The sequence below is a fragment of the Curtobacterium sp. VKM Ac-1393 genome, assembly GCF_015350995.1.
Classification (GTDB): Bacteria; Actinomycetota; Actinomycetes; order Actinomycetales; family Microbacteriaceae; genus Curtobacterium.
On record NZ_JADKRW010000002.1, the window covers coordinates 548,234 to 568,835 of the forward strand.

18 protein-coding genes are annotated in these 20,602 nt (G+C 70.6%); 15 read left to right on the top strand and 3 right to left on the bottom strand.

Translation table 11 applies throughout. The annotated features are described in order from the left end of the window. Positions 1-217 precede the first annotated feature (217 nt). Genes ileS through ITJ59_RS06460 form a run of 5 tightly spaced genes read left to right on the top strand, consistent with a single transcriptional unit; the run spans position 218 to position 6,749 of the window. Positions 218-3,484, top strand: coding sequence for an isoleucine--tRNA ligase (gene ileS, locus ITJ59_RS06440; protein WP_194650264.1), 3,267 nt, complete (start codon positions 218-220; stop codon positions 3,482-3,484). Continuing rightward, positions 3,481-5,007 (top strand): bifunctional folylpolyglutamate synthase/dihydrofolate synthase, encoded by a 1,527-nt coding sequence (locus ITJ59_RS06445; protein ID WP_194650265.1) that lies wholly within the window; start codon positions 3,481-3,483, stop codon positions 5,005-5,007. Before ileS ends, ITJ59_RS06445 begins: the two co-directional genes overlap by 4 nt. After that, positions 5,004-5,420, top strand: coding sequence for a DUF4233 domain-containing protein (locus ITJ59_RS06450; protein ID WP_194650266.1), 417 nt, complete (start codon positions 5,004-5,006; stop codon positions 5,418-5,420). The genes ITJ59_RS06445 and ITJ59_RS06450 overlap by 4 nt, the downstream gene beginning before the upstream one ends. 41 nt (positions 5,421-5,461) lie before the next feature. Continuing rightward, positions 5,462-5,881, top strand: a complete 420-nt coding sequence (ndk, locus tag ITJ59_RS06455; RefSeq protein ID WP_111084529.1) for a nucleoside-diphosphate kinase — start codon at positions 5,462-5,464, stop codon at positions 5,879-5,881. Positions 5,882-5,900: 19 nt separating this feature from the next. After that, entirely contained in the window at positions 5,901-6,749 is an 849-nt protein-coding gene (locus ITJ59_RS06460; RefSeq protein WP_194650267.1) for a DsbA family protein, read from the top strand. A gap of 72 nt (positions 6,750-6,821) precedes the next feature. Here the strand turns inward: ITJ59_RS06460 and ITJ59_RS06465 are convergent, their stop codons facing one another. After that, complete coding sequence (locus ITJ59_RS06465) at positions 6,822-7,673, bottom strand: DsbA family protein (protein ID WP_194650268.1); 852 nt, start codon at positions 7,671-7,673, stop codon at positions 6,822-6,824. A gap of 122 nt (positions 7,674-7,795) precedes the next feature. After that, the gene (locus ITJ59_RS06470; RefSeq protein WP_323749426.1) at positions 7,796-8,398 is read right to left on the bottom strand and encodes a vitamin K epoxide reductase family protein; all 603 of its coding nucleotides are present in this window, start codon (positions 8,396-8,398) and stop codon (positions 7,796-7,798) included. A 349-nt stretch (positions 8,399-8,747) separates the two neighbouring features. Between ITJ59_RS06470 and ITJ59_RS06475 the strand changes: the two genes are divergently transcribed. Both ITJ59_RS06475 and ITJ59_RS06480 read left to right on the top strand, forming a co-directional pair. After that, positions 8,748-11,609 (top strand): Rne/Rng family ribonuclease, encoded by a 2,862-nt coding sequence (locus ITJ59_RS06475; RefSeq protein WP_194650269.1) that lies wholly within the window; start codon positions 8,748-8,750, stop codon positions 11,607-11,609. 317 nt (positions 11,610-11,926) lie between these two features. Beyond that, on the top strand, positions 11,927-12,628 hold the full coding sequence (locus ITJ59_RS06480) for a hypothetical protein (protein WP_194650270.1): 702 nt from the start codon (positions 11,927-11,929) through the stop codon (positions 12,626-12,628). Positions 12,629-12,995: 367 nt separating this feature from the next. On the opposite strand, the gene ITJ59_RS06485 is transcribed toward ITJ59_RS06480, so the two are convergent. Beyond that, positions 12,996-13,268, bottom strand: a complete 273-nt coding sequence (locus tag ITJ59_RS06485) for a DUF4031 domain-containing protein (RefSeq protein WP_194650271.1) — start codon at positions 13,266-13,268, stop codon at positions 12,996-12,998. A 179-nt stretch (positions 13,269-13,447) separates the two neighbouring features. On the opposite strand from ITJ59_RS06485, the gene rplU reads away from it, so the two are divergent. The 8 genes from rplU to ITJ59_RS06525 all read left to right on the top strand — a co-directional run bounded on the left by rplU (position 13,448) and on the right by ITJ59_RS06525 (position 20,542). Then, entirely contained in the window at positions 13,448-13,756 is a 309-nt protein-coding gene (gene rplU, locus ITJ59_RS06490) for a 50S ribosomal protein L21 (RefSeq protein WP_194650272.1), read from the top strand. Positions 13,757-13,768: 12 nt separating this feature from the next. After that, a complete protein-coding gene (rpmA, locus tag ITJ59_RS06495) occupies positions 13,769-14,020 on the top strand; it encodes a 50S ribosomal protein L27 (RefSeq protein WP_071257351.1) in 252 nt (83 codons plus the stop codon). Between the two features lie 158 nt (positions 14,021-14,178). Further along, positions 14,179-15,777 carry a GTPase ObgE gene (gene obgE, locus ITJ59_RS06500; RefSeq protein WP_228511104.1) on the top strand — a complete coding sequence of 533 codons (1,599 nt, stop codon included), beginning with the start codon at positions 14,179-14,181 and terminating at the stop codon, positions 15,775-15,777. Between the two features lie 7 nt (positions 15,778-15,784). Further along, positions 15,785-16,603 (top strand): glutamate 5-kinase, encoded by an 819-nt coding sequence (proB, locus tag ITJ59_RS06505; RefSeq protein ID WP_228511106.1) that lies wholly within the window; start codon positions 15,785-15,787, stop codon positions 16,601-16,603. Between the two features lie 378 nt (positions 16,604-16,981). Continuing rightward, positions 16,982-18,247, top strand: a complete 1,266-nt coding sequence (locus tag ITJ59_RS06510) for a glutamate-5-semialdehyde dehydrogenase (protein ID WP_194650273.1) — start codon at positions 16,982-16,984, stop codon at positions 18,245-18,247. 41 nt (positions 18,248-18,288) lie between these two features. Continuing rightward, complete coding sequence (locus ITJ59_RS06515) at positions 18,289-18,489, top strand: hypothetical protein (RefSeq protein ID WP_194630072.1); 201 nt, start codon at positions 18,289-18,291, stop codon at positions 18,487-18,489. A gap of 11 nt (positions 18,490-18,500) precedes the next feature. Then, complete coding sequence (nadD, locus tag ITJ59_RS06520; protein WP_111084540.1) at positions 18,501-19,100, top strand: nicotinate-nucleotide adenylyltransferase; 600 nt, start codon at positions 18,501-18,503, stop codon at positions 19,098-19,100. Next, complete coding sequence (locus ITJ59_RS06525; RefSeq protein ID WP_194650274.1) at positions 19,097-20,542, top strand: hypothetical protein; 1,446 nt, start codon at positions 19,097-19,099, stop codon at positions 20,540-20,542. The genes nadD and ITJ59_RS06525 overlap by 4 nt, the downstream gene beginning before the upstream one ends. Positions 20,543-20,602 lie beyond the last annotated feature (60 nt).

The window sequence follows — 20,602 nt, forward strand, 5'->3', positions numbered from 1 at the left end:
CCGTTGGGTAGACTCGGGTGCAACAGGCGTCGATCCGGCCATCACCGGGGAGCTTCCGGAAGAACGCGGGCTCGCCCGTCAGTAGAACCGGGCGGGTTCGGGACCGTCACCACCCCGACGACGAGCGGTCGTGCAGCACACGCTGCGCGGCAAGCGAGGTGGTACCGCGGAGCATGCTCCGTCCTCGTGGAGATCAACCGACCCACAGGAGCCCCCGGTGCGCTACCCCTTGAACCGTCCTGCAGACGACACCACAGCAGGTGTCAGTCCCTCGCCGTCCTTCCCCGCCGTCGAACAGGGCATCCTCGCCTTCTGGAAGCGCGACGACACGTTCCAGGCGTCCATCGACCAGCGCCAGGGCTGCGACGAGTGGACCTTCTACGACGGCCCGCCGTTCGCGAACGGCCTGCCGCACTACGGCCACCTGCTGACCGGCTACGCGAAGGACGTCTTCCCGCGCTACCAGACCATGCGTGGCAAGCAGGTGCACCGCCGCTTCGGCTGGGACACCCACGGGCTGCCCGCCGAGCTCGAGGCGATGCGGCAGCTCGGCATCACCGAGAAGCACGAGATCGACGCCATGGGCATCGACGTGTTCAACGCCGCCGCGAAGAAGAGCGTGCTGCAGTACACCGACGAGTGGCAGCAGTACGTCACCCGCCAGGCGCGCTGGGTCGACTTCGAGGACGACTACAAGACGCTCGACACCACGTTCATGGAGAGCGTGCTGTGGGCGTGGAAGCAGCTCTGGGACAAGGGCCTGGCGTACGAGGGCTTCCGGGTCCTGCCGTACTGCTGGAACGACCAGACGCCGTTGTCGAACCACGAGCTGCGCATGGACGACGACGTCTACAAGACGCGCCAGGACCAGTCCGTCACGGTGTCGTTCCCGCTGCAGGGCGACCGCGCTTCCGCGCTCGACCTGACCGGTGTGCGCGCGCTCGCCTGGACGACGACCCCCTGGACCCTGCCGACGAACGCCGCGTTGGCGGTGGGGCCTGCGGTCTCGTACGTGGTGCTCCCTGCGGGGCCGGGAGGCGCGGCTGACGGTGGTACCGCCGGCTCGGTCCGCTACATGTTGGCTTCGGACACCGTGGCCGCCTACGCGAAGGACCTCGGCTACGAGACGGCCGAGGACGCCGCTGCCGCGGTCGTCCGCACCCTGACGGGTGCGGAGCTCGACGGGGTCGAGTACGAGCGCCTGTTCGACCACCTGGCCGACCAGGAAGGGTACGAGAACGCGTGGCGCGTGCTGGTCGCCGACTACGTCGAGACCGGCGAGGGCACCGGCATCGTGCACCAGGCCCCCGCCTACGGCGCCGACGACCAGGTGGTCTGCGCCGCCGCCGGCATCCCCGTCGTGCTGTCCCTCGACGAGGGCGGTGTCTTCACGTCGCAGTTCGGCGAGGTCGCCGGCATGCTCTGGTCGGACGCGAACAAGCCGCTCACCAAGGCCGTCCGCGATGCCGGCCGTCTGCTCCGCCAGGCGTCGTACGAGCACAGCTACCCGCACTGCTGGCGGTGCCGGAAGCCCCTCATCTACAAGGCCGTGTCGTCGTGGTTCGTCCGCGTCGCCGAGCTCCGCGACCGCATGGGGCAGCTCAACCAGGACATCAACTGGGTGCCGGACAACGTCAAGGACGGCCAGTTCGGCAAGTGGGTCGGCAACGCCATCGACTGGTCGGTGTCGCGCAACCGGTACTTCGGCACGCCGATCCCGGTGTGGCAGTCGGACGACCCCGAGTACCCGCGCACCGACGTGTACGGCTCGCTCGAGGACATCGAGCGCGACTTCGGCCGTCTGCCGCTGAACGCCGACGGCGAGGTGGACCTGCACCGCCCGTTCATCGACGACCTGACGCGCCCGAACCCCGACGACCCCACCGGCAACTCGACGATGCGCCGGATCACCGACGTGTTCGACGTCTGGTTCGACTCCGGGTCGATGCCGTACGCACAGGTGCACTACCCGTTCGAGAACCGCGAGTGGTTCGAGTCGCACAGCCCGGCCGACTTCATCGTCGAGTACATCGGGCAGACCCGCGGCTGGTTCTACGTCATGCACGTGCTGTCCACGGCGCTGTTCGACCGACCGGCCTTCAAGAACGTCATCAGCCACGGCATTGTGCTCGGCTCCGACGGCCAGAAGATGTCGAAGTCGCTCCGGAACTACCCGGACGTCTCCGAGGTCTTCGACCGCGACGGTGCCGACGCCATGCGCTGGTTCCTGATGTCCTCGTCGGTGATCCGCGGCGGCAACCTCGTCGTCACCGAAGAGGGGATCCGCCAGGGCGTCCGCGAGTTCATGCTGCCGCTGTGGTCGACGTACTACTTCTTCACCCTGTACGCGAACGCGTCGGGGGAGTCGGGGTACCAGGCGCAGCGGCGCACGGACAGCGCCGACGTGCTCGATCGGTACCTGCTCGCGAAGACCCGGGTGCTCGTCGCGGACGTCACGACCCACCTCGACGCGCTCGACACCCCCCTCGCGGCCCAGGCCGTCCGCGACTTCGCCGACGTGCTGACGAACTGGTACGTCCGCCGGTCGCGCGACAAGTTCTGGACCGGAGCCGACGGCGCGGCGGGGGACGACGCCCGTGCGGCGTTCGACACCCTGTACACGGTGCTCGAGACCCTGACCCGCGTGGCGGCACCGCTCGCACCGCTCGTCACCGAGGAGATCTGGAAGGGCCTGACCGGTGGTCGTTCGGTGCACCTGGAGGACTTCCCCTCGGCAGAGGAGTTCCCCGCCGACGACGCCCTCGTCGCCGCCATGGACCGCGTGCGCGACGTCGCCTCGAAGGGGCTCGCGCTCCGCAAGGCGACCGGCAAGCGCGTCCGGCTGCCGCTCGCGACGCTCACCCTCGTGGTGCCGGACCCTGCGGCGGTCGAACCGTTCGCCGACATCCTGCGCGACGAGCTCAACGTCAAGCGGGTCGTCCTCGAGCCGCAGGCCGAGGAATCGCTGGCGCAGTACGGCATCGAGCGGAAGCTCACCGTCAACGCCCGCGTCGCCGGCCCCCGGATCGGCAAGCAGGTGCAGCAGGTGATCCCGGCCGCCAAGAAGGGCGACTGGACCGCGACCGAGTCCGGCGTCACCGTCGGCGGCATCGACCTGGTCGAGGGCGAGTACACGCTCGACCTCACCGTCGCCGACCCGTCGGTCGCCGTGGCGTTCCTCGACGAGGGCGGCTTCGTGGTGCTCGACACCGTCACGACGCCCGAGCTCGAGGCCGAGGGGCTCGCCCGCGACGTCGTCCGCGCCGTCCAGCAGGCCCGACGCGACGCCGACCTCGACGTCAGCGACCGCATCGTCCTGACCCTCGGGGTCGACGACGCCGCCGACGCGTCGGTGCGCACCCACCAGCAGCTCATCGCGGGGGAGACCCTGGCGACGAGCGTCCAGATCGTGCCCCTCGGGGCAGGCGCCACCACCGATGTCGGTGACGGTGCGAAGGTGACCGTGGAGGTCTCACGCGCATGAGCGACGACGAGCTGTACGACCAGAACGACGAGCACGAGCAGTACGACGAGGACGGCATCCGGATCCCGGTGGGCCCGTCCGGCGACGCTCCCGCCGACGCGGTGCCCTACGGCGGTGACGACGACGAGGTCAAGCGGGTCGAGGCCGCCCTGTACGCCCGGATCGGCGAGCAGTCGCCCGAGCACCGGCTGACCGCGACCCGTCGCGCCGTCGAGCTCCTCGGCGACCCGCACCTGGCGTACCCGGTGATCCACATCACGGGCACGAACGGCAAGACGTCCACCGCCCGCACGACCGAGAGCATCATCCGTGCCCACGGACTGCGCACCGGGATGATGACGAGCCCGCACCTGGTGTCGATCCGGGAGCGCATCGTGATCGACGGCGCCCCGATCGAGGCGGACCGGTTCACCTCGAACTGGGACGACATCGCTCCCGTCCTCGAACTGACCGACAAGGAGCTCACCGACAAGGGCGAGCTCCCGCTCACCTTCTTCGAGGCGCTGACCGTCCTGGCCCTGGCGTGCTTCGCCGAGGCACCGGTCGACGTCGCCGTGATCGAGGTCGGCATGGGCGGCGAGTGGGACTCCACCAACGTCGTGCAGAGCCAGGTCGCGGTGTTCACCCCGATCGCCATCGACCACGCGAAGCAGCTCGGCGCCACGGTGGCCGAGATCGCCCGCACCAAGTCCGGGATCATCAAGCCGTCGTCGGCCGTGGTGTCGAGCGAGCAGGTCCCCGAGGCGCTCGTCGAACTCGAGCGTGCCGCCGAGCTCACCGAGTCCACCCTGGCCGTCGAGGGCATGGGCCCCTTCGAGCCGGTCACTGACCGTCGCGGAGCGGCGGGCAGTCCGAGCTTGCAGGGAGGGTTCTCGGTCGTCGACGTGACGCCGGCCGTGGGCGGACAGCTCATCACCGTGCAGGGGATCGCCGGCCGCTACGACGACCTGTTCCTGCCGCTGTTCGGGCGGCACCAGGCGCACAACGCCGCCGTCGCGATCGCCGCCGTCGAGTCGTTCCTCGGCCGGGGCAGCCAGGCGCTCGACGAGGACGTCCTGTCCGAGGGGCTCGCGGGCGCCACCAGCCCCGGCCGCCTGCAGCCGATCGCCACCGAGCCGACCGTCGTGGTCGACGCGGCGCACAACCCGCACGGCGCCAAGGCGCTGGCCGAGGCACTGCCGGTGGCGTTCCCGTCCGAGCACGTCGTCGGCGTCGTCGGGATCCTCGGTGACAAGGACGCCCGCGGGTTCGTCCGCGCACTCAAGGACACCGTTGAGACCTTCGTCGTGACGCAGCCGCCGGGGGAGCGTGCGCTCGACGCGGATGCCTTCGCGAAGGTCGTCGTGGACGAGGTCGGCGCGGACCGCGTCGTCGTCGAGCCGTCGCTCGCCGCCGCGCTGCAGCAGGCGCGCGACCTGGCGGACGAGGCGGACGCCGAGGACGCCCTCGTGCTCGTCGCGGGCTCCATCGTGATGGTAGGCGCGGTCATGGACCTGGTCCACCGGGAAGGCGAGACGAAGTGACGAACGCACCACGTGCCTCCAGGCCGGGGCGTGCGCCGCGCACCCGCACGCCGCGACGCGACCGCGGGGCGCAGGAGAGCCTGCTGTCGATCGCGCTCGTGCTCGAGGCGATCATGTTCTTCTTCCCGATGCTCGTCGCCTTCGGCAAGGGGACCCTGCCGCCCGCCGTGGCGTTCGGCGGCGGCATCGGCGCGATGGTCGTGCTGGCGCTGGCCTCACGCCTGACCGGCAACCGGGCCGGTGTATGGTTCGGGTGGCTGCTGCAGGCGGCCATCCTCGCCACCGGGTTCATCGAACCGTTCATGTTCGCGGTCGCCGTGGTGTTCTTGGCACTGTGGGTCTTCTGCTTCGTCAAGGGCGGTCAGCTCGACCGTCAGAACGCCGCGCGCCGGGCCGCCATGGGCGAGGACTGACCATCCCCCTTTCGACCCTGCGAACACACTAGGAGTACTGCGTGTCCGACCTCGAAGAGACCCTCGTCCTCGTCAAGCCCGACGGCGTGGCCCGCCAGCTCACCGGTGAGATCCTCCGCCGCATCGAGTCGAAGGGCTACGAGATCGTCGACCTGAAGATGCTCACCGCGCCGCGCGACCTGCTGGACGCGCACTACGAGGAGCACCAGGGCAAGCCGTTCTTCGAGCCGCTCGTCGAGTTCATGCAGTCCGGCCCGGTCGTCGCCGTGCGCGTCGCCGGCAACGGCGTCATCGCCGGTTTCCGGTCGCTCGCGGGCACCACCGACCCGACCAGCGCCGCGCCCGGCACCATCCGGGGCGACCTCGGCCGCGACTGGGGCCTCAAGGTGCAGCAGAACCTGGTGCACGGATCCGACAGCACCGAATCGTCGGCGCGCGAGCTCGCGCTCTGGTTCGCCTGAGACGCCGGAGGAACGACTCGTGACGAACAACGACCGTCCGACCAAGAACGAGCGTCGCGCCCACGCGCGTGACCTGGCCCGCGAGCGTGCCGCGGCCGAGAAGGCCCGCAAGCGCCGCAACAAGTGGTTCCTGCAGGGCGGTATCGGCCTCGGGATCATCGCCGTCGCGGCGATCATCGCCATCGTCGTGGTGAACGTGAACAACGCCCCCGCCGTCTCCGCAGCCGGGCCGAAGAACATGGCCACCGGCGCGATCCAGTTCACCGCGAAGGGCGGCGAGGTCACCCCGGTCACCACGCCGGCCGTCGCGGCGACGGGGACTCCGTCCGCGGTCCCGACGTCGAACTCCGGCGGCGCCGTCGCGGTGACCGAGTACGTGGACTGGGCCTGCCCGGTCTGCAAGCAGTTCGAGGCCGCCTACGCGGACCAGATCCTGGCGAAGGTGAAGTCCGGTGACGCCACACTGGCGATCCAGCCGGTGTCGATCCTCGACCGCAGCTACCAGAACTCGCGCTACGCCAGCCGTGCCGCGAACGCCGCGATGTGCGTCGCGAACTACGCCCCGGACAAGTTCCTCGACGTGCAGACGCAGTTCTTCGACAACCAGCCGACCGAGGGCACGAAGGGCCTGACGAACGCCGAGATCGCGAAGCTCGTGAAGGCCGGCGGTGCGACCGGATCGAACGTGTCCGAGTGCCTGTCGTCCGAGCAGTTCAAGGGCTGGGTGACCAAGTCGACGAGCGCCGTCTCGGCGAACCCGGCGCTGCAGGGCACGAACGGCTTCGGGACGCCGACGGTGGTCGTCGACGGCAAGCGCCTCGACGACCTCAGCACGGTCATCACCGCGATCGACGCCGCGGCGAAGTAGCACCACCCGCACGAGCGAAGGCCCCCGCTTCCATCCGGAAGCGGGGGCCTTCGTCGTTGCGCTGCCGGGTACCTACGCGGCGCCACCGTTCTGCTCGACGAAGGACGCGAAGGCGTCCGTGTCGGTCAGGGAGCCGGTGAACTGCTTGCCGTTCACGATGATCGTCGGGGTGCTCGTGACCTTGTCGAGCGACGAGTTCGGGATCGCGTCGTTCAGGACCCGGTTGGTGGCATCGGCGACCCAGCCGGCGAAGTCCTGCCCGGTGATGCACGAGGCGACCTTGCTGTTCGTCGCGCCGGCGTCCTTCGCCAGCGACGCGAGCTTGTCGTTCGTCAGACCTCGGGTGCTCTCCGACGGCTGGTTCTCGTAGAGCGAGGTGTTGTATGCCAGGAACGCGTCCGGGTCGTGGTCCGCGACACACGCGGCCGCAGCGGCAGAGCGCGTGGAGTACTTCGAGCCGAGCGACACGCGGTCGAGCAGGTTGAACGGGTGCAGTTCGAGCGTCGCCGAGCCGTTCTTCACCCACTGCTCGATCTGGTCCATCTGAGCCGTCTCGAACTGGTTGCAGTACGGGCACATGTAGTCCGAGTACACGGTGATGTTCGCCACCGAGTCGTCCTGCTCGGTCGCCGTCGGGGTTCCTCCGGCAGGGGTGGCCTTCGTCGCGACGGGCACGATCTTCCCGCCCTCGCCGGTGAGCAGGATGCCGTCGCTCGCCATGTTCCGCGGACCGGGACCGGCGGGTTGCACCGAGTTCGCGATCACCAGGACGACCACGGCGACGACGGCCAGGCTGCCGACGATGATGCCGCTGATGCCCAGCGTCCTGTTGCGGCGTCGACGTGCCTGCTCCTTCACCCGGGCTTCGCGGGCGCGCTCTCGGGCGGCGTCGCGGCGGACCTTCTTGCTCTCGTTGTCGCTCATCGTCACCGAGCGTAGGTGCTGGCCTCGGACACCTCGGGCGTCCTGGCTGGGAAGCCCCCAGGAATTCGGTGACGTGTCATCGAAGCGTCATCGGCGCCGCATCGAGAACGTGCAGCGTCGGATCAGAAGACCGTCAGGATGGTCGGGAACTTGATGATGATCGTCACGATGATGAACAGGTAGTTCGCCAGCGGGAACGCCCAGCAGAAGGGGAGCAGCGTCCGGCCGAGCCGCTGGGTGCGGGCGCCGAAGCGGCCCTGTGCGGCGTTCCAGATGGTGAACACCCAGAACATCGGGATGGTCATCGACCACACGAGCATGCACCAGGGGCAGAGTGCGCCGATGAACCACACGGTCTGCGTGAAGAGCCAGGTCACGAACACCCAGGCCAGGAACACGCCAGCGTTGAACGCGATCCAGAACCAGCGCGAACCGTTCCGGAACCCCGCGAGCATCAGCACCGCGACGGCGATCGGCGCGACGAAGCCCATCACGCCGAGCAGCGGGTTCGGGAACCCGAACAGGTGCCCCTGCCAGCTCGCCATCACGTCCGAGCAGCTGATGAACGGGTTCACGTCGCACGACAGAACGGTGTCGGGGTCGGCGTACTTCTTGAACTCGTCGAGGACCAGGGAGAACGACCCGTACAGGCCGACGAGCCCGGTGATCAGGAGGAAGACGGCCATCGCGACCGGACGGCGGGGGGCAGGCGCTGACGTGCTCACGCCGTCATCATCGCACGCGGGTTCCGTCCCTTTCCGGGAGCGGCGTGCGATACTGGCCGGAGGTCGTGCGGGGAACCGCGGACCGAAGAGAGCTTTCCGGGCGGTGCCCCACGGGGCAGTGCCCGGACGATCAGGTGCGGTGAGAGCGCACCGTGGTCGGGACAGCGTCACTCCGACGCCGAGCCGACCCGGGCCGGGTGCCCGGACCGGAACGGCCGCGGACGCAACGAGAAGTTGACGCAGACCGGTCACGAAGACAGCGAGTGCGGGGCGTCGACGCCACCGCCACAACCAGAGAATTCCCGCCGCCCGACAAGGGTGCGAGTGGGGCCGAGGAGTGCGCCAGTCCATGGTGGAGCAGAACAACGACAACACGACCAACGACGAGAACGCCCCGAAGCGTCGGACCCGCCTTTTCGGCGGTCGCCGCGCCCGGTCGTCCGGCCAACAGGGCCAGGGCGGTGCCGTGCAGGTGCCTGCCGTCGACGAGACCCTCGCGCTGACGGAAGGGGCACCGGCCGAGACGGTCTCCGTCGCGGTCGAGGCCGTCCCCGCGCAGAGCGCCGAGCCGGACGACGTGAGCACGCTGACCGGCGACCTGGCGGTGGTCACGGCCGAGCCGACCGAAACCGCCGTCGACGTGGCGGAGGCGAGTGGCGCCTCCCGTCCGACCGAGACCGAGCCGACGACCGAGGCGAGCGAACCCGCTGCCCCGGCCGAGCCGTTCGTCCCGAAGGCGACGAGCACGCTCAGCCTGATCTTCCACGCCCCCGTCCTGCCGGAGCTGCCGCGCCGCGCCGCGCGGTACGAGCGTGACGAGGACGAGCGTGACGACCGCTACGACCGATCCGAACGCTCCGAGCGCGAGGACCGGTTCGACCGCGACGACCGGTACGACACCGACGACCGCGACGAGCAGGGCGGATCCCGCCGGCGCTCGCGTCGTCGGGGGAGCAGCGCCGACCGCGAAGCCCGTGCGCCGCGCGAACCGCGCGACCACCAGGAGCCCCGCCGCCGCGAGCCCGAGCTCATCACCGAGCCGCAGCGCATCAAGGGCTCGACCCGGCTCGAGGCGAAGAAGCAGCGTCGCCGCGACGGCCGTGACGCCGGACGTCGCCGCCAGGTCGTGAGCGAGGACGAGTTCCTCGCTCGCCGCGAGAGCGTCGACCGCCAGATGATCGTCCGCTCCAGCTCGTCGACCATCGAGATCGGCGTGCTCGAGGACGGCATCCTCGCCGAGCACTACATCACCAAGTCCGAGAACGTGTCGCTCATCGGCAACGTCTACCTCGGCAAGGTGCAGAACGTCCTGCCCTCGATGGAGGCCGCCTTCGTCGACATCGGTCGCGGCCGCAACGCCGTGCTCTACGCCGGCGAGGTCGACTGGAACTCGGTCGACACCAGCCACGGCCGTCGCATCGAGGCCGCGCTCAAGCCGGGCGACAAGGTGCTGGTGCAGGTCACGAAGGACCCCGTCGGCCACAAGGGCGCCCGCCTTACCAGCCAGGTCTCGCTGCCCGGCCGCTACCTCGTGTACGTGCCGAACGGCTCGATGAACGGGATCTCGCGCAAGCTGCCCGACACCGAGCGCGCGCGCCTCAAGAAGATCCTGAAAGAGGTCCTGCCGGAGCACGCGGGCGTCATCGTGCGCACCGCGGCCGAGGGAGCGACCGAGGAGCAGCTCACCCGCGACGTGCAGCGCCTGACCAGCCAGTGGGAGGCCATCCAGAAGAAGGTCGCCGGTGGCCAGGCCCCGGTGATGCTGCACTCGGAGCCCGACCTGCTCGTCAAGATCGTGCGCGACGTCTTCAACGAGGACTTCACCAAGCTCATCATCGACGGCGAGGCCGCCGGCGGCACCATCGACGAGTACCTGTCGGCCGTCGCCCCCGACCTGAAGGACCGCGTCGTGCGGTACGAGGGCCCGGACTCCTTCGAGGAGTACCGCCTGAACGAGCAGATCGACAAGGCGCTCGACCGCAAGGTCTGGCTGCCCTCCGGCGGCTCGCTCGTCATCGACCGCACCGAGGCCATGACGGTCGTCGACGTCAACACCGGCAAGTTCGTCGGCTCCGGGGGCAACCTCGAGGAGACCGTCACGAAGAACAACCTCGAGGCCGCCGAGGAACTGGTCCGCCAGCTCCGCCTGCGCGACATCGGCGGCATCATCGTCGTCGACTTCATCGACATGGTGCTCGAGGAGAACCGCGACCTCGTGCTCCGTCGCCTGATCGAGTGCCTGAGCCGTGACCGCACGAAGCACCAGGTCGCCGAGGTCACCTCGCTCGGCCTCGTGCAGATGACCCGCAAGAAGATCGGTGTCGGCCTGCGCGAGTCGCTCGACGAGGTCAACGCGAAGGTCAACGACAACAACGCCGACCCGGGCCCGAGCAAGGGGCGTCGCAAGGCCCGGAGCGGTGCTGGCGGCAACGGTGGGAACGGCAACGGCGGCAACGGCGGCAACGGGCACGGCAACGGCGGGGGCAACTCCGGCGGTGGCTCGGGTTCCGGCTCGTCGAACGGGCAGTCGACCTCGGCGCACCAGATCACCGACGACGTGAAGAACGCGCTGTCGCGGATCGCCGCCTCGACGATCCCGCACGACGACTCGCCCGCATCGCCGACCTCGGTCGAGGCTCCCGCTTCGGCCGACGTCCCCGTGGCGACCTCCGCGTCCGACGACTCCGGTGCGGGCGAACAGCCCACCGGGTCGAAGCGCCGCCGCCGTGGCGGCCGTGGTGGACGGGGCGGTGAGCAGCCGAACGCTGCCGCGACCGAGGCCACCGAGTCGTCACCCGTCGCGGTCGAGCCTGAGGTCGCTGTCGAGCCGAAGCAGGCCGAGCCGAAGCACGACGAGCCGAAGCAGGCTGCGCCGAAGCAGGCGCTCACCGAGGCGCCTGCCGCCGAACCGAAGGCCAAGGCCCCGGCGCGCCGCCGCGTCAGCTCGAGCGCGACGGTGACCCCGACCGAGAGCTCGGTCGCGATCCTGGACATCCCGATCACCGCAGCCCCGAAGCGCGAGCCCCGCCAGGTCGCCCCGGACGCCGAGTCGTTGTTGGACTCCGTGCTCCAGGCGCTGCCGGAGCCCAAGCAGCCGGGTCAGGGTCGTTCGCGGTCCCGCCGGGTGTCGTCGCCGAGCATCAGTGCCCCGGCCACGCCCGAGGGTGCGTCCGGCGAGGACACCGACGACTCCGTGATCCTGGGGAACTGAGCGTGACGAACCCGGGTGACCCGCAGCGGGATCGTGGGTACTACGGTGCGGGCTGGCAACAGCCCGCACCGCCCGGGTCCGGGGGAGCCAGCGGTCCCGTGCCGCCGTACGGCGCGCACCCCGGTGGACAGTCAGATGGGCAGCCTGGTGGGCACCTTGGTGGGCAGCCTGGTGGGCACCTTGGTGGGCAGCCTGGTGGGCAGCCTGGTGGGCAGCCGCCGTACGGCGTCCAACCCGCCGCCGGCGTGCCCTACGCGCCACCGCGACCTCCGCGTGCGCCCGCCGACCCACGCCGGGCCTTCGCGCCGGGTGCGTCCGTGAACAACACTGCCGGGGCGCTCATCGCCGTGGTGTCGCTCGTGCTCGTCGAGTTCGTGTCCGGCATCGTCGGGCTGATCGGGACGTCGCTGGTCGTCAGCCCGTTCGCGCACTACGGCACCGGCGCGAGCCTGGTCGGCAGCTTCATCGCCTCGGTGTTCCTCGCACCGTTCCCGTTCTACGCGGGAGCGTTCCTCGCGTTGGCGTTCCTGACGCCGATCGCCCGCCGCAGTCCGCTGCCGACCGTCTTGCTCCGTGCCGTGCTCGCCGGTGCAGCCGGCACGATCGCCCTGGCCCTCGTCGGGGTCTTCACGGGTGCGTTCGGCGCGATCACCTCCGGTGGGTCCCGCCTGGTCATCGACGTCGTCACGAACCCGCTCCGCAACGGCGTGCCGTTCACGGTGATGCTGCTGGCGAGTGCGACCGCTGCGTGGCTCTGGCTGGGGCGTCCTCGCCGGAACCGGAACGCGACGCCGGCGTCCGGCTTGCCGGGCACGGTGCGGCCCGCCGACGCCGTCCCGCCCGCAACCGTGCAGCCGGGGCCGCAGCAGCCGTCCCAGCAGCCGCAGCAGCGCCCGTACGGACAGGGTCTGGTCCAGCCGGACCCCCACGGGCAGTACGGCGGCCAGTACGGCGCACAGCCCCGTCCGGGCCAGCAGCAGCCGCCAGCCGCCCCCTGGGGTGGTCCAGCGCCCCGCTGACCGCGGCTCGTCACTCGTGCGTTCGCCGCACGGTGCGAGGTTCCTCGGACGGTGCAGTCTTCGCGAGTCACTGCACCGTGCGAGGTTCTCCGACTGGTGCTGCGGCCGCGGCACGGTGCGAGCCTCTGGCGCCGCACCGTGCTGCCAACCTCGCACGCGGTGGGCGACCTCGCACGGTGCGCAGACGTCCCCGAGCCGGCGTCGCACCGTGCGACGGGACGAACGCGGCGGGCGTGCGCCGGGCCTCCCGTCAGCACCGTGCGAGGTCGCAGACATCGTGCGAGCCTTTGGCGCCGCACCGAGCCGTCAGCGCCGCATCGAGTCAGGAACCTCGCACCGTGCGCGCCGGACGCACGCGGCCAGCACGTCAGTGCGGGCGCTTGTCGCGCTGCGCCACCCGAAGGCCGCTGCGGATCAGCCGCAGCACGAGCTCCCGACCGGTCACCGCGGAGGCCCCAGCGGCGACCAGTTCGTCGTACCGTGCGAGCGGCACGTCGTAGTGGTCGTGGTCGAACGCGCGACGCGGCACACCGGCACGTGCAGCGAACGCGTGGAGTTCCGCGTAGGATTCATCACTGACGAGGTGCGACCACAGTGTGTCGTGAGCGGGCCACGTCGGTGGGTCGATCAACACGGTCACCGTGCAATCGTACGCGTGTCGCCGTTTGACCGGACCCATGGGGATCGAGTATTCTCGACCCCTGGTGTCAGCGGGCCGTTCTGCCTGCGTCGCCGATCGGGCCCGGCCTTCCGGGAGCCGCTCGTGCAGAAGTGGGCACCCGAGACTTCCCTCAAGCAGAGTTACGTAAGGATTTCCACGTGGTTTACGCAGTAGTGCGCGCCGGCGGCCGTCAGGAAAAGGTCGAGGTCGGCACCATCCTGACCGTCGACCGTGTCAAGGCGGACGACAACGGCAACATCGACCTCGCCCCCGTGCTCCTCGTGGACGGTGACAAGATCACGTCGGCGGCTTCCGAGCTCGCCAACGTGACCGTCACCGCTGAGGTGCTCAACGACCTGCGCGGTCCGAAGGTCATCATCCAGAAGTTCAAGAACAAGACCGGGTACAAGAAGCGCCAGGGTTTCCGCGCTGACCTGACCCGCGTCAAGATCACCAAGATCGCGTAAGGGAGTCAGCTCATGGCACACAAGAAGGGTGCGAGTTCCACTCGCAACGGTCGTGACTCGAACGCTCAGCGCCTCGGCGTGAAGCGCTTCGGTGGCGAGGTCGTCAACGCAGGCGAGATCATCATCCGCCAGCGTGGGACCCACTTCCACCCGGGCGCGAACGTCGGTCGCGGTGGCGACGACACGCTGTTCGCCCTGTCGGCCGGTTCGGTCGAGTTCGGCACCAAGGGTGGCCGCAAGGTCATCAACATCGTCAACGCGTAGTCGCGACGATCAGCTTCAGCGGGAGGGGCGGGCCGAGTGCCCGCCCCTCCTTCGCTTTTCCCGCCGACGGATGCCGTCGGCACAACGCGCTGACGGATCCCGTCGGCACAACGCGCTGACGGATCCCGTCGGCACAACGATCTTCCAGGAGTGGAACCATGGCGACCTTCGTCGACCGCGTGACCCTGCACCTCAGCGCGGGGAAGGGCGGCAACGGTTGCGTCTCGGTCCGCCGTGAGAAGTTCAAGCCCCTCGCCGGGCCCGACGGCGGCAACGGCGGTGACGGCGGCGACATCGTGCTCGTGGCCGACCCGCAGGTCACCACGCTGCTCGGCTACCACCGCTCGCCGCACCGTTCCTCGAAGAACGGCCAGCCCGGCATGGGCGACCACCGTAGCGGCGTCAGCGGCGAGGTCCAGGAACTGCCGCTGCCGATCGGCACCGTCGTGTACGACGAGGCCGGCGAGGTCATCGCCGACCTGACCGAGCCCGGCATGCGCGTCGTCGTGGCCCCGGGTGGGCAGGGCGGCCTCGGCAACGCGGCGCTGTCCACCACCAAGCGCAAGGCCCCTGGCTTCGCGCTCCTCGGCACCGAGGGCTGGGCCGGTGACATCAGCCTCGAGCTGAAGACCATCGCTGACGTCGCCCTCGTCGGGTTCCCGAGTGCCGGCAAGTCCTCGCTCATCGCCGCGATCTCGGCCGCGAAGCCGAAGATCGCCGACTACCCCTTCACCACGCTCACCCCGAACCTCGGTGTCGTCGAGTCGGGCGAGAGCCGCTTCACCGTCGCCGACGTGCCCGGTCTGATCGAGGGCGCGTCCGAGGGCAAGGGCCTCGGCCTCGAGTTCCTGCGCCACGTCGAGCGCTGCGAGGCGCTGCTGCACGTCATCGACTGCGCGACCATGGACCCGGGCCGCGACCCGATCAGCGACCTCGACGTGATCCTCGGTGAGCTCGAGCGCTACCCGGTCCCCGAGGGCCAGGTGCCGCTGCTCGAGCGTCCGCAGCTCATCGCGCTCAACAAGATCGACGTGCCGGACGCCGCCGAGCTCGCCGAGTTCGTCACCGCCGAGCTCGTGGGGCGTGGCTACCGCGTCTTCCCGATCTCGACCGCGTCGCACAAGGGCCTGCGGGAACTCACGTTCGCCCTGGCCGAGGTCGTCGAGCAGGGTCGCGCGAAGCGTGCGGCCGAGCCCGTCGTCGAGCGCATCGTCATCCGTCCCCGCGCGGTCAACGACCAGGGCTTCACGGTCCGTGCCGAGGGCGGCGAGGAGCACCGCTTCTACCGCGTCCGTGGTGCGAAGCCGGAGCGCTGGGTCCAGCAGACCGACTTCACGAACGAAGAGGCGATCGGCTTCCTGGCCGACCGACTCGCGAAGCTCGGCGTCGAGGACGGGCTGTTCAAGGCCGGAGCGGTCGCCGGCTCGACCGTCGTGATCGGTGGCGACGGCGGCATGGTCTTCGACTGGGAGCCCACGCTCACCTCGACCGCGGAGCTCATCACGAGCGCCCGCGGCACCGACGCACGCATCGGTGCGACCTCGCGGCCGACCCGCAACGAGCGGCGCGAGGAGTACTTCGAGCGGATGGACGCCAAGGCCGCCGCCCGCGCGGAGCTCGAGCAGGAGCGTGTGTCCGGCCTCTGGGTGAACGACGAGGTCGTCACCAGCGACGACCTCGAGACCGGCGGCGTCGAGACCGGAGTCGAGGCCGGCGTCGAGACCGGCGACTTCGAGACCAGCGACCAGAAGGACTGACCGCGGCATGACCGACACGACCGCCCGCACCGACCTCGGACCCGTCTCCCGACGCGAGGACATCCCGCGTGCGCGGCGGATCGTGGTCAAGGTCGGCTCGTCGTCGGTCAGCGGTGACGCGGCCGGACAGATCGGCCCGTTGGTGGACGCACTGTCCGCCGCGTACGGCCGTGGCACCGAGGTCGTGCTCGTGTCCTCCGGCGCGATCGCGACCGGCTTCCCGTTCCTCGGGCTCGAGGGTCGCCCCGACGACCTCGCCACGCAGCAGGCCGCTGCGGCCACCGGCCAGAACGTCCTGATGTTCCGGTACCAGAAGGAACTCGACCGGCACCGGGTCGTCGCGGCGCAGATCCTGCTGACCGCCGGAGACCTGCAGAACCCCACGCACCGGGTCAACGCGCAGCGGGCCATCGACCGGCTGCTCGCCCTGCGGGTGCTGCCGATCGTGAACGAGAACGACACGGTCGCCACCCACGAGATCCGCTTCGGTGACAACGACCGGCTCGCTGCCCTGGTGGCACGGCTGCTCGGCGCCGACGCGCTCGTGCTGCTGTCCGACGTCGAGGCCCTGTACACGAAGCCACCGGAGCAGCCCGGTGCCGAGCGCATCGACGAGGTCCCGTTCGGCGACGAGCTCGCCGGCGTCACCTTCGGGTCGATCGGCAAGGCCGGCGTCGGCACCGGTGGCGCAGGCACCAAGGTCGCCGCCGCGCGGCTCGCGGCCGAGGCCGGCACGTCCGTGCTGGTGACCGCCACGGCGCTCGTCGACCGCGCGCTGTCGGGTGAGCACGTGGGCACGTGGTTCCACGCCGCCCCGCGTTCCTGACAGAGGTCGGACCGCGCCCGGAACGGTCACGACTCGCGGTCGGGACGGCGCCGACTGGTCAGGGACCGTCGGCGCGGGAGCCGCGGAGCGACGGTCTGCGACCGCTCACGTGGCGCAGGACGACGTGTCGTGACCGGTCGGCGTGGTGAACGCGACCGCCTGGAGGCCCGGCGCGGGTCCCGGGGACCGGTGCCGGGCCTCCAAACGGTCACGAATCACCGACGGACTGCGTCGAACGGTCGGGACCAGTCGACGGGGTCCGCGCGAGGCGACGCGGCGCGACCGCTCGGCGGTCGTGGTGCGACGTGTCATGACCGGTCGGCCGGCGAGACGCCGTCACGCCCGTCACGGGCCGACGAGCGGACCTAGAATCGGTCCATGTCGTCGATCGCGCCCGCCCCGACCCTGACCGACACGCTCGTGGCCGCGCGAGCCGCTTCGTCGGCGCTGGCGACCGCGACGACGGCCGTCAAGGACGCGGCGCTGACGGCGATCGCCGCCGGGGTCCGCGCCGCGACCGACGAGATCGTCGCGGCGAACCACGGCGACCTGGTCGCGGGCGAGGAGAGCGGGCTGTCGTCCGGGCTCGTCGACCGCCTCCGACTCGACCCCGCACGCATCGAGTCGTTGGCCGCCGCGGTGGAGCACGTCGTCGGGCTCACCGATCCGGTGGGGGAGCACATCCGGGGCTCGCTGCTGCCGAACGGCCTGCAGCTCACCCAGGTGCGCGTGCCGTTCGGCGTCGTCGGAGCCATCTACGAGGCACGCCCGAACGTCACGGTCGACATCGCTTCGTTGGCGCTGAAGTCGGGCAACGCCGTGGTGCTCCGCGGTGGCTCGGCGGCGCAGCGCACCAACGCCGTGCTGGTCGCCCGCCTGCAGGACGCCGTCGAGTCGGTCGGCCTGCCGCGCGAGCTCGTGCAGACCATCGACGAGTTCGGCCGCGCCGGGGCCACCGAGCTGATGCGCGCCCGCGGGCTGGTCGACGTGCTCATCCCGCGGGGGAGTGCCTCGCTCATCCAGACCGTGGTCACCGAGGCGCAGGTGCCCGTCATCGAGACCGGTGCCGGTGTCGTGCACGTGTTCCTCGACGCGTCCGCACCCGAGCAGCGCGCCGTCGACATCGTGCTGAACAGCAAGGTGCAGCGGCCGAGCGTCTGCAACGCGCTCGAGACCCTGCTCGTGCACGAACAGGCGGCCGAGCGGCTCCTGCCCGTGCTCGCGGACCGGCTCCGCGCCTCCGGCGTCACGCTCCGCGGCGACGACGCCACCCGGGCGATCGTGCCCGGCGTCCTCCGCGCCACCGACGAGGACTGGGCGACCGAGTCGATGGACCTCGACCTGTCGATCCGCGTCGTGCCGGACGTCGACGCCGCGATGGCGCACATCGCGCGCTGGTCCACGCACCACACTGAGTCGATCGTGACCAACGACGTCGACACGGCCGAGCGGTTCCTGGCGACGGTCGACTCGGCGGTCGTGATGGTGAACGCGTCGACCCGCTTCACCGACGGCGGAGAGTTCGGGTTCGGTGCCGAGGTGGGCATCTCGACGCAGAAGCTGCACGCACGCGGTCCGATGGGCCTGCCGGAGCTCACGAGCACCAAGTGGATCGTGCGCGGGAACGGCCAGATCCGCGGCTAGACTGAACGGCGTCTTTCCCCCACCGAACGGAGCACCGAACGATGACCTTCCTCGCAGAAGCTGCTGAGCACGCCTCCGGGGCCCCGGCGTTCGTGTTCCCGCTCGTCGGTGCGCTGTTCTTCATCTTCCTGGGCTTCGTCACCTGGAGCTTCCGCGACGTGGCGTACCGCCACTCCCAGAAGTTCGAGGCCACCCGCCACCACGAGACGGGTGTCGACGAGTTCGGTCACACCAAGATCTGATCCGCCACTCGATGCTCGAGAGCACCGGACGGCCGCGCATCGGGGTGATGGGCGGGACGTTCGACCCCATCCACCACGGTCACCTCGTCGCGGCGTCCGAGGTCGCCCGGGCGTTCGACCTGGACGAGGTCGTCTTCGTCCCCACCGGGCAGCCGTACATGAAGTCCGGCGTCACCGATGCCGAGCACCGGTACCTGATGACGGTCATCGCGACCGCCTCGAACCCGATGTTCACGGTGAGCCGCGTCGACATCGACCGCCCCGGACCCACGTACACGGTCGACACGCTCCGCGACCTGCACGAACAGCGGCCCGACGCGCAGCTGGTCTTCATCTCCGGCGCAGACGCCGTTCAGCAGATTGTCGACTGGAAAGACCATGATGGCCTCTGGGACCTCGCGCACTTCGTCGCCGTGACACGTCCGGGACACGACCTGAGCATCAGCGGACTCCCCGAGCGAGACGTAAGCTTGCTGGAAGTCCCCGCACTGGCCATCTCGTCGACCGACTGCCGTGACCGGGTGAGGCGTGGTTCCCCCGTCTGGTACCTGGTCCCCGACGGGGTCGTCCAGTACATCTCCAAGCACCACCTGTATCGGAGCGTTGCATGAGTTCGTCCGACGCGCAGCCGCCGCTGTCGCGGCGCCAGGCGCGCGAGCGGGAGCGTGCCGCCGCAGCCGGTTCGCAGCCCGTCACGCCGCCGCCGACCGTCGCCGCCCCTGACGAGCCGACCGACGAGCGTCGTCGGCCCGGCTCGCACGTGGCACCCGCCCCCGGGGGCCCGACGCAGACCAGTGCGCCCGCATCGGTGCCGTCCGTCCCGGTGTCCTCCGTCCCCGCCGCCGGCGTGTCGCCCTTCCCGCCGGCCTCGGCGACCGAGATCGTCCCCGGCAGCGGCGGACTGACCCGTCGGCAGATCCGTCAGCAGCGCGCAGCCCAGGACGGCGCGGTCCTGCCCGTCCCGCTCCAGAACCCCACGCCCCAGTCGTCGGACCGCACCGTCGCGGACGTCCTCGGCTCGGTCGACGCGATCGAGCCCGCATCGGCCCCGCGTGCCGGAGACGACGACCGGCCCCGCGCCGAGATCCCGACCGTCCTCGACGATGCCGCGGTCGCCCAGGCGACGGAGGCCGACGGTTCCCCCGACGCTCTCGAGCCGCTCGACGAGGCCGCTGCGCACGCCGAGGAGCCCCGCCGCCACCGTTCGACGTGGTCGCCGCCCGCCGAGGGCGAGTCCGCCGAGGGCGAGTCCGCCGAGGGCGAGTCCGCCGAGGGCGAGTCGGCCGACGTCGACCAGGCTGACGACGACGAGACGTCCGTCGACCACGCGGATCCCGCAGCCGCACCGACCGAGGTCGTCGACGTGCAGGCCCCTGTCGTCGCGCCGCTCCCGGTGGTCGCGGACCCCGCGGCGTCGACCCCGGCCGTGTTCCCGCTCTCGCTGGACCCCGAGGACGACCCCGAGGACGACGACACCAACGAGGTCACGATCCCGGAGCCCGCCTCGGCTGCCGCGCCGACGGTCCCCGCGGCCTTCCAGCGGCCGTCCGAACCGAAGCCCCTGACCACGACCTTCGAGCCGCCCGTCGGACACTGGTCGCAGCAGGCGCACGACTCGAACGACGCCGAGGTGCACGACGACTCGACCGGCACCCGCCGGATCGCGGTCACCGACACGAACGCGATCATCCTGCCGAACTCAGCCCTGGCCGACCCGACGGGCGCCCTGAACGCGACGGGCGAGGTGATCCTCACCGGGTCCATCGACCTGCCCGCGTCGCTGTCGTCCACCGGGTCGCACCGACCGATCGACGGAGCCGAGGTCGACCGCCTGCTCGAGCAGCAGGACGAGCAGCCGGAGACCGACGCCAGCCCGGTCCGTGCCAGCCGCGCGGTGTCCAGTCACACCTCGACCCGCCAGGTCGTCCTCGCCGCCGCCAAGCCGAAGGAGTCGCGGACACCGCTCATCCTCGGTGTCACGGTGGGTGCGGTCGGACTGGCAGCGGCAGGTGTCATCATCACCGCCCTCCTCACCACCCACATGGGCGGCTGACCGCTGCCGTCCCCGACGTCCGTCCTGCACCACCCCGCCACCCCGGCCTGGCCGCTGTCG